Raw genomic sequence first — 8,352 nt, forward strand, 5'->3', positions numbered from 1 at the left:
TTTGCTCATCGAGTTTTGACATGACGACCATCCCCCTGACCAAGCGCGGCGCCGAGAAGCTCAAGGAAGAGCTGCATCGGCTCAAGACCGTCGAGCGCCATGCGGTGATCCAGGCCATTGCCGAGGCGCGCGCGCAAGGCGACCTGAGCGAAAACGCGGAATACGACGCCGCCAAGGACAAGCAGGGCTTCATCGAAGGCCGCATCCTCGAGATCGAGGGCAAGCTGGCCGCGGCGCAGATCATCGACCCCGCCGCGCTCGACGCCGGTGGCCGCGTGGTGTTCGGCGCCACGGTGGACCTGGAGGAAGAGGCCAGCGGCACGGAAGTGACCTACCAGATCACCGGCGACGACGAGGCCGACATCAAGCTGGGTCGCATCTCGGTCAGCTCGCCCATTGCCCGCGCGCTGATCGGCAAGGAAGCCGGCGACGTGGCCGAGGTGCAGGCCCCGGGCGGCATCAAGCGCTACGAGATCGTCGAAGTCCGCTACGTGTGATGTTGCCGCGGCTCCAAGCCCTGCTGGCCGCCCTATGGGGCGGCCTTTTGCTGTGCGTCGCGTTCGTCGCCGCGCCCAGCGCCTTTGCCGTGCTGGAGCGCGCCCAGGCCGGTGCCTACGTGGCGCGGATGTTCGCCACCGAGGCGCAGGTCAGCCTGGCGCTTGCCTTGGTGCTGATGCTCATCGAGCGCCGGCTGTCGCGCGATGCGGTGGAAGCCGGCGCGGCGAGCCATGTCTTCTCCGCCCGACTGCTGCTGCCGGCCGTGGCGCTGTTCTGCACCATCGCCGGCTACTACGGCCTGCAACCGCTGATGGCGAATGCGAAGGCGGGCGCCGGCGTCGCGTCCTTCGCGGCGCTGCACGGCGTGTCGCTGGCCTTTTTCGGCGTGAAGGGCCTGGCGGTGCTGGCCCTCGCCTGGATCACTCAGCGACGGTCTTCTTGACGCTGGTGGTCTTGTTGCGCTTCTTGATGCGCTTGATCTCGCCGCCCTGCGTCACGCGCTCGTTGCCCATCACCTTGACCTTGTTGATCTGGGGGCGGCCGTTGCCGCTCTTGGAGAACTTGACGATCTTCACGACGCGCGGGCCGGGCATCGCGTTTTCGCGCTCGACCTTGGCCTTCTCGGGCATGGGGCGCCACAGCACCAGCAGCTTGCCGATGTGCTGGATGGGCGCGGCGTTCAGCTCGTCGCAGAGCTGCGCAAACATTTCCTCGCGGGCCGCGCGGTCGTCGCCGAGCACGCGCACCTTGATGAGGCCGTGCGACTTCAGCGCAGCGTCGGTTTCCTTGACGACGGCGGGCGTCAGGCCCTCGCCGCCGATCATCACGACCGGGTCGAGATGGTGGGCATCGGCGCGCTTGTCCTTGCGCTGGGCGGGGGTCAGATTGATTTGAGGCATCCCCGTATTATCCCGTAGGCATGAAAACTCAAACCAAGAGCAAAAAGCTCAACAAGGCGTGGCTGAACAACCATGTGTCGGATCCCTATGTGCAGCAGGCGCAGAAGGACGGCTACCGCTCGCGCGCGGCCTACAAGCTCAAGGAGATCGACGAGGAGCTGAAGTTGATCCGCCCGGGCCAGGTGGTGGTGGACCTGGGTGCCACGCCCGGCGCCTGGAGCCAGTACCTGCGCCGCAGGTTCGCGCCCAAGGAGGCGGGGCAGGGCGGGGCGGCGGTGGGCCAGCTCAACGGCACCATCATCGCGCTGGACCTGCTGGACTTCGAGCCCATCGAGGGCGTGCAGTTCATCCAGGGCGACTTCCAGGAGGACGCCGTGCTGGCGCAGCTGGAGGCGGCGCTGGCCGGCAGGGCTGTGGACGTGGTCGTCTCGGACATGGCGCCCAACCTGTCGGGCATTGCGTCGACGGACGCCGCCCGCATCTCCAACCTGATCGAGCTGGCCGTCGATTTCGCCGGCAAGCACCTCAGGCCCGAGGGGGCGTTGGTGGCCAAGGTCTTCCATGGCAGCGGCTACAACGAGCTGGTGCAGCTGTTCCGGGCGCAGTTCAAGACCGTCAAGGTGGTCAAGCCCAAGGCCTCGCGGGAGCGGTCTTCCGAGACATTCTTGGTCGGCCTGGGGTTGAAAAACCGCTGATTACAGGGGTTGTCCCCTTGCCTCAACTAAAATCGCCCCCACTGTCCTGAAACCCGCGCTGGGCCATCAGGGCCAAGGAGTCGCAGTGAACAATCAATGGTTTTCTAAGTTCGCCGTCTGGATCGTGATCGCGCTGGTGCTGTTCACGGTCGTCAAGCAGTTCGGCGGCACCACGGCACCCGGCAAGCAGGTGACCTATTCCGAGTTCCTGGACCTCGTCCAGGCGCACCGGATCAAGTCCGCGACGCTGCCCGACGGCATCACCGGTGACATCTACGCCGAAGACACCGAAGGCAACAAGATCCGCACCCTGGCCACCTACCAGGACCGCGGCCTCGTCGGCGACCTGCGCAACAACGGCGTCAAGTTCGACATCAAGCCCCGTGAGGAGCAGAGCTTCTTGGTCAGCATGCTGATCAACTGGACGCCCATGCTGCTGCTGATCGGCGTCTGGGTCTATTTCATGCGTCAGATGCAGGGCGGCGGCAAAGGCGGGGCGTTCAGCTTCGGCAAATCCAAAGCCCGCATGCTGGACGAGAACAACAACACCATCACCTTTGCCGACGTGGCCGGTTGCGACGAGGCCAAGGAAGAGGTGAAGGAACTGGTCGACTTCCTGAAGGACCCGCAGAAGTTCCAGAAGCTGGGCGGCCGCATCCCGCGCGGCGTGCTGATGGTGGGCCCCCCGGGTACCGGCAAGACTCTGCTGGCCAAGTCCATTGCCGGTGAAGCCAAGGTGCCGTTCTTCACGATCTCGGGTTCCGACTTCGTCGAGATGTTCGTCGGCGTGGGCGCCGCCCGCGTGCGCGACATGTTCGAGCAGGCCAAGAAGAGCGCGCCCTGCATCATCTTCATCGACGAAATCGACGCCGTCGGCCGCCACCGTGGCGCCGGCCTGGGCGGCGGCAACGACGAGCGCGAGCAGACGCTGAACCAGATGCTCGTCGAGATGGACGGCTTCGACACCAACCTCGGCGTCATCGTCATCGCGGCCACCAACCGCCCCGACATCCTGGACCCGGCCCTGCTGCGTCCGGGGCGTTTCGACCGCCAGGTCTATGTGACGCTGCCGGACATCCGTGGCCGCGAGCAGATCCTGAACGTGCACATGCGCAAGGTGCCCATCGGCCAGGACGTCAACGCGTCCATCCTGGCCCGCGGCACGCCCGGCATGAGCGGCGCCGACCTGGCCAACCTCGTCAACGAGGCCGCCCTGTTCGCCGCCCGCCGCAATGCCCGCCTCGTCGAGATGATCGACTTCGAGCGTGCCAAGGACAAGCTCTACATGGGCCCCGAGCGCAAGAGCATGGTCATGACCGAGGACGAGAAGAAGGCCACGGCCTACCACGAGTCCGGTCACGCCGTCGTCGCCGAGCTGCTGCCCAACACCGACCCGGTCCACAAGGTCACCATCATGCCGCGCGGCCGCGCCCTGGGCGTGACCTGGCAGCTGCCCGAGCGCGACCAGCACAGCCTGTACTTCAAGCAGATGCTCAACAGCATCAGCATCATGTTCGGTGGTCGCATCGCCGAGGATCTGTTCGTCCACGACATCTCCACCGGCGCGTCCAACGACTATGAGCGCGCCACGCGCATGGCCCGCGACATGGTCACGCGCTACGGCATGAGCGACCTGCTGGGTCCCATGGTCTATGCCGAGAACGAGGGCGAGGTCTTCCTCGGTCGCAACATGACCAAGACGGCCAACATCAGCGAGAGCACGCAGCAGAAAGTCGACGGCGAGATCCGCCGCATCCTCGACGAGCAGTACGCCGTGGCGCAGAAGATCCTCGAGGACAACCGCGACAAGGTCGAGGCCATGACCGATGCGCTGATGAAGTGGGAAACCATCGACCGTGACCAGATCCTGGACATCATGGCCGGCCGCCCGCCGCGCGCGCCCGACGACAAGCCGACCACGCCCAGCGGCCCCACAGGCGGCACGCCCCCGGTCAGCACCGATGGCGCCCCCGCCGCGGCCTGATCCACCACCCGCAACCGACGGGCCCGCAAGGGCCCGTCGGTCATTCAAGACCATGCATTGGCAGACCCGCCGCTTCCTGTTGGACCTGAGCCGCCCGCGCGTGATGGGCATCGTCAACGTGACGCCCGACTCCTTCTCCGACGGCGGTCGGCATGACGACAGCCGCGCGGCCATCGCGCACTGCGAGCACCTCGTCGCGGAAGGGGCCGACATCCTGGATATCGGCGGCGAGTCCACCCGCCCCGGTGCGCCGCGCGTCGATGCCGACAGCGAATGGGCGCGCATCGCCGACGTGCTTGCCGCGGCCGTGACGCTGGGCGTTCCGGTCTCGGTCGATACCTACAAGCCTGAGGTCATGCGCCGTGCGCTGGAGGCGGGCGCGGACATCATCAACGACGTGCAGGCCTTGCAGGCACCGGGTGCGCTGGCGGCCGTGGCTGGCAGCGGCGCGGGCGTCTGCCTGATGCACATGCGCGGCGAGCCGGCGTCCATGATGGAGTTGGCCGTCTATGGCGACGTCGTCGCCGAGGTGGCTGACTTCCTGGCGCGGCGCGCCCGGGCCGCACGCGACTCGGGTATCCCGGCCGGGTGCATCGCGCTGGATCCCGGCTATGGCTTCGCGAAGACCGCCGAGCACAATCTCAGGCTGCTCGCCGGCCAGCAACGCCTGGCCGAACTGGGCTACCCGCTGCTGGTGGGCTGGTCGCGCAAGCGCACCCTGGGCGACCTTACCGGCCGGCCTGTGGACCAGCGCGTGGCCGCCAGCCTCGCCGCCGCGCTGCGCGCCGTCAGCGCCGGCGCAAGCGTGATTCGCGTGCACGATGTCCCTGCCACGGTGGACGCCCTCAAGGTCTGGGCCGCCGTCGATGCGGCGACAATTCCGCCCACAGTACAAAAGGAAGATGCTCGATGAGCCGCAAGTATTTCGGAACCGACGGCATTCGAGGCACGGTGGGCCAGGCCCCGGTCACGCCCGACTTCATGTTGCGCCTGGGCCATGCGGTGGGCCGCGTGCTGCGCCAGACCGCCAAGCGCCCGACGGTGCTGATTGGCAAGGACACCCGCATCTCCGGCTACATGATCGAGTCCGCGCTGGAAGCCGGCTTCGCCTCCGCGGGCGTCAACGTGCTGCTGACCGGTCCGCTGCCCACGCCCGGCGTCGCCTACCTGACCCGCGCGCTGCGCCAGGACCTGGGCGTCGTCATCAGCGCCTCGCACAACCCCTTTGCCGACAACGGCATCAAGTTCTTCTCCGCCAAGGGCGAGAAGCTGCCGGACGCCTGGGAGCTGGCCGTCGAGGCCGCGCTGGAGGAGGCGCCGCAGTGGGTGGACTCGGCCAGCCTGGGCCGCGCCAAGCGCCTGGAAGACGCGCGCGGCCGCTACATCGAGTTCTGCAAGAACAGCTTCGGGTCGGACCTGACGCTCAAGGGCCTGAAGATCGTCGTCGACGCGGCCCATGGCGCGGCCTATCACGTCGCGCCCGACGTCTTCCATGAACTGGGGGCCGAGGTCGTCGCCATCGGCTGCAAGCCCGACGGGTTCAACATCAATGCCGGTTTCGGCGCGACCTCGCCCGGCGCGCTGGTCGAGGCCGTCAAGGCCCATGGCGCGGACTATGGCGTGGCACTGGACGGCGACGCCGACCGGTTGCAACTGGTTGACGCCCAGGGCCGCCTCTACAACGGCGACGAGCTGCTCTACGTGATGGTGGCCGACCGCCTCGGCCAGGGCCTGCGCGTGCCGGGCGCCGTTGGCACGCTGATGACCAACATGGCCGTCGAACTGGCGCTGCGCTCGCGCGACGTCGAGTTCGTGCGCGCCAAGGTCGGCGACCGCTATGTGCTGGAAGAGCTGGCTGCCCGCGGCTGGCAACTGGGCGGGGAGGGCTCCGGCCACCTGCTGGCGCTGGACAAGCACACGACGGGCGACGGCATCGTCAGCGCACTGCTGGTGCTGCAGTCGGTCTGCCGCAGCGGCCGCAGCCTCGCCGAGCAACTGCAGGGTGTGGACCTGTTCCCGCAGACGCTGATCAACGTACGCCTGCAGGCGGGCCAAGACTGGAAGACCAACACGCGCCTGGCCGAGGCTCAGGCGGCGGTGGTGGCCGAACTGGGCAACCGCGGCCGGGTGCTGATCCGCGCCTCGGGCACGGAGCCGCTGCTGCGCGTCATGGTCGAGGCGTCGGATGCCGGCCTGGCGCAGCGCTGCGCCCAGCGTTTGGCGGAGGCGGTGGCGGCCTGAGGCCCGTTGGCGCCAAAGGTCCTACTGCGCTGCTGACCCAAGGTTTGTAACTGGGGCCGGGAAGGCTTGGCAGCGGCACCGTTTGGGCAACGGCATGGTGGGGGGAGGAGTGGCTCCTGGTCCTGCTTTTGGTCCCGACTGCGGACAGGCGGATGGCAGTGCCGTTTACAAATCCGCAATGGTGCGATTGGTGCAGGCAGCCACAGTGCTGGCCGGGGCGGTGAAGTCGCCTCAAGACCTCGGACAAAAAAGCTAAAAACGTTCCCGTCCGGCGTCAACAGCTGTCAGCTTGCATGAGACGCGTTCCAAACGCTCTTCAGGCCAGAACGAATCACGATGAGCGGATGGCGGCTCGAAGTCGCGACTCACGGGCGCGGAGCCTGAGCAGTATGGATGGTCGCGGTTGGCGCAGGGGGATGTTTCCCGCATTAAATCTTTAAAATCAATGCGTTACGGCTGCTTCTGAGAGGCGACTGGAGCTTGCGTAATTCCTCATAGTTCCCATGGCTGCCACAGCGTCGCCGCGGCATAATTCGGCATAATTTGCCATAGTTCGAGGCACCTCCATGGAGCGTATCGAAGTCTTCCACCGTGAAGAGCTTGCCAAGCGGCTGGCTGGTGAGCTCATGTCCGCAGACAGCTCGTCTGGGCTGTTCGTCACTGGGCCACGCCGAACCGGGAAAAGCACGTTCATTCGTGAAGATCTGATTCCTGAGCTATCCAAAGCCTATGGCACACAAATCGTTTATGCGGATTTGTGGGAGGATAAATCGGCCAACCCAGGCCATGTAATCGTGCAAGCAATCAAAAGTGAGCTTTTGAAGTTTGACGGATTCATCTTGAGGGCAGCGAAGGGGGTTGGCCTCGACAAGATCAAAGTTGGCGGCCTCGAAATGAGTATCGACCACATTGGGTTTGGAAAAGGCGAAACGCTTACCAAAGCACTCACTCTGTTGGCGGCTGCGTCGAAGAAGTCGATCACACTGATCATTGATGAAGCGCAACATTCTCAAGTTTCGGAAGAAGGCCGCGAAGCGCTTTACGCGCTCAAGGCTGCACGTGATGCTCTGAATGCAAGTACAGGTCCAGGCTTCAGGATGCTGGCAACAGGCTCAAGTTCCGATAAGTTGGCATCGCTAGTAGAGGATAAAGACCAAGCCTTCTACCATGCTCCACTCGTTGAGTTGCCAACTCTCGACGTGGATTACCTGAAATGGTATCGGAACAGCCAAGCATTTGAGCCGAAGCCAAGTATTGAAGCAATGGTTCGCGGATTTGATGCATGCAATCACCGCCCAGAGCCGCTTAGAAAGGTGTTCCAAGCTCTTCGGCTTGCGTCAAAGCTAGCAGCAGAAACGATTGATGTGTACTTTCTCCAGAAGATGGATGAAGCGCTAGCAAATGCGAAGTCGAACTTCTATCAGCAACTGAACGGTCTCGAACCGCTTGACGCTGCGGTTCTCAAGGTGATGGCCATGGAGGGGAAGAAATTCGTCCCCTATTCGAAGGCGTCGAACATGAGCTATCAGGCCTTCATTTTTGCCTCCACGGGTGTGCCGCCCGATGAGATCACGCAATCAGCTGTCCAAACTGCGCTCGAGCGTCTTCGCAGCGAAAAATTTGTTTGGAAGGCCGGGCGTGGTGCGTACTTGATTGAGGACACTCAGCACACCGCTTGGATCCTTGACGCAGTCCAGCAGGAGCGCGACGAGTTCGATAGGGCGAAGCGTGAGTTACAGGCCATTGCAGCCGCAGCAGTCGTTCCTAAATCGGGTGTGGCAGGATCTGATACTAAGCCTTAGCAGGCTGTTGAAGTGCTGGTTATTGAGTCTGAGCGCAAAACAGCCGACCTCATAGGATGCTCCACAATCGTTTTTTTTGACGCGGCTGAATACGAAGGGACTTCCCACCTTCTGGCCCACGGCGTCGAAGCGCCAAGATTGATGGTGCGAAACGTCAATCTGCAAGCCTGTGAAAGGGGAAGCCCATGAACGAGATTACCCGAGTCGGGGTCGATCTGGCCAAGCGCGTGATC

General features: G+C 64.5%; 8 protein-coding genes. 7 read left to right on the plus strand and 1 reads right to left on the minus strand.

From position 1 onward, the window contains the following. Positions 1-20: 20 nt before the first annotated feature. Complete coding sequence (gene greA, locus JOY88_RS05040; RefSeq protein ID WP_293500893.1) at positions 21-497, plus strand: transcription elongation factor GreA; 477 nt, start codon at positions 21-23, stop codon at positions 495-497. After that, positions 497-940: a DUF4149 domain-containing protein gene (locus JOY88_RS05045; RefSeq protein ID WP_293500894.1), complete on the plus strand. Its 444-nt coding sequence runs from the start codon at positions 497-499 to the stop codon at positions 938-940. Before greA ends, JOY88_RS05045 begins: the two co-directional genes overlap by 1 nt. Here the strand turns inward: JOY88_RS05045 and JOY88_RS05050 are convergent. Then, on the minus strand, positions 918-1,397 hold the full coding sequence (locus JOY88_RS05050; RefSeq protein WP_293500896.1) for a YhbY family RNA-binding protein: 480 nt from the start codon (positions 1,395-1,397) through the stop codon (positions 918-920). The two genes, JOY88_RS05045 and JOY88_RS05050, sit on opposite strands and share 23 nt — an antisense overlap. Before the next feature lie 20 nt (positions 1,398-1,417). Between JOY88_RS05050 and JOY88_RS05055 the strand changes: the two genes are divergently transcribed. The 5 genes from JOY88_RS05055 to JOY88_RS05075 all read left to right on the plus strand — a co-directional run bounded on the left by JOY88_RS05055 (position 1,418) and on the right by JOY88_RS05075 (position 8,119). Next, positions 1,418-2,092 (plus strand): RlmE family RNA methyltransferase, encoded by a 675-nt coding sequence (locus JOY88_RS05055; RefSeq protein ID WP_293500898.1) that lies wholly within the window; start codon positions 1,418-1,420, stop codon positions 2,090-2,092. Between the two features lie 85 nt (positions 2,093-2,177). Further along, complete coding sequence (gene ftsH, locus JOY88_RS05060) at positions 2,178-4,076, plus strand: ATP-dependent zinc metalloprotease FtsH (RefSeq protein WP_293500900.1); 1,899 nt, start codon at positions 2,178-2,180, stop codon at positions 4,074-4,076. A 52-nt stretch (positions 4,077-4,128) separates the two neighbouring features. Further along, a complete protein-coding gene (folP, locus tag JOY88_RS05065) occupies positions 4,129-4,989 on the plus strand; it encodes a dihydropteroate synthase (RefSeq protein ID WP_293500902.1) in 861 nt (286 codons plus the stop codon). Then, positions 4,986-6,317, plus strand: coding sequence for a phosphoglucosamine mutase (gene glmM, locus JOY88_RS05070; protein ID WP_293500903.1), 1,332 nt, complete (start codon positions 4,986-4,988; stop codon positions 6,315-6,317). Before folP ends, glmM begins: the two co-directional genes overlap by 4 nt. Positions 6,318-6,883: 566 nt before the next feature. Continuing rightward, positions 6,884-8,119, plus strand: a complete 1,236-nt coding sequence (locus JOY88_RS05075; RefSeq protein WP_293500904.1) for an ATP-binding protein — start codon at positions 6,884-6,886, stop codon at positions 8,117-8,119. Positions 8,120-8,352: the final 233 nt, after the last annotated feature.

The organism is Roseateles sp., assembly GCF_019237615.1.
In the GTDB taxonomy this organism is placed as follows: domain Bacteria; phylum Pseudomonadota; class Gammaproteobacteria; order Burkholderiales; family Burkholderiaceae_C; genus Pelomonas.

What these genes read in the sequence shown, in the direction of transcription:
- glmM (WP_293500903.1), top strand. Translation starts at nt 4,986, where the DNA reads ATGAGCCGCAAGTATTTCGGAACCGACGGCATTCGAGGCACGGTGGGC.
- JOY88_RS05075 (WP_293500904.1), top strand. Translation starts at nt 6,884, where the DNA reads ATGGAGCGTATCGAAGTCTTCCACCGTGAAGAGCTTGCCAAGCGGCTG.
- JOY88_RS05050 (WP_293500896.1), bottom strand. Translation starts at nt 1,397, where the DNA reads ATGCCTCAAATCAATCTGACCCCCGCCCAGCGCAAGGACAAGCGCGCC.
- JOY88_RS05055 (WP_293500898.1), top strand. Translation starts at nt 1,418, where the DNA reads ATGAAAACTCAAACCAAGAGCAAAAAGCTCAACAAGGCGTGGCTGAAC.
- JOY88_RS05045 (WP_293500894.1), top strand. Translation starts at nt 497, where the DNA reads ATGTTGCCGCGGCTCCAAGCCCTGCTGGCCGCCCTATGGGGCGGCCTT.
- folP (WP_293500902.1), top strand. Translation starts at nt 4,129, where the DNA reads ATGCATTGGCAGACCCGCCGCTTCCTGTTGGACCTGAGCCGCCCGCGC.
- greA (WP_293500893.1), top strand. Translation starts at nt 21, where the DNA reads ATGACGACCATCCCCCTGACCAAGCGCGGCGCCGAGAAGCTCAAGGAA.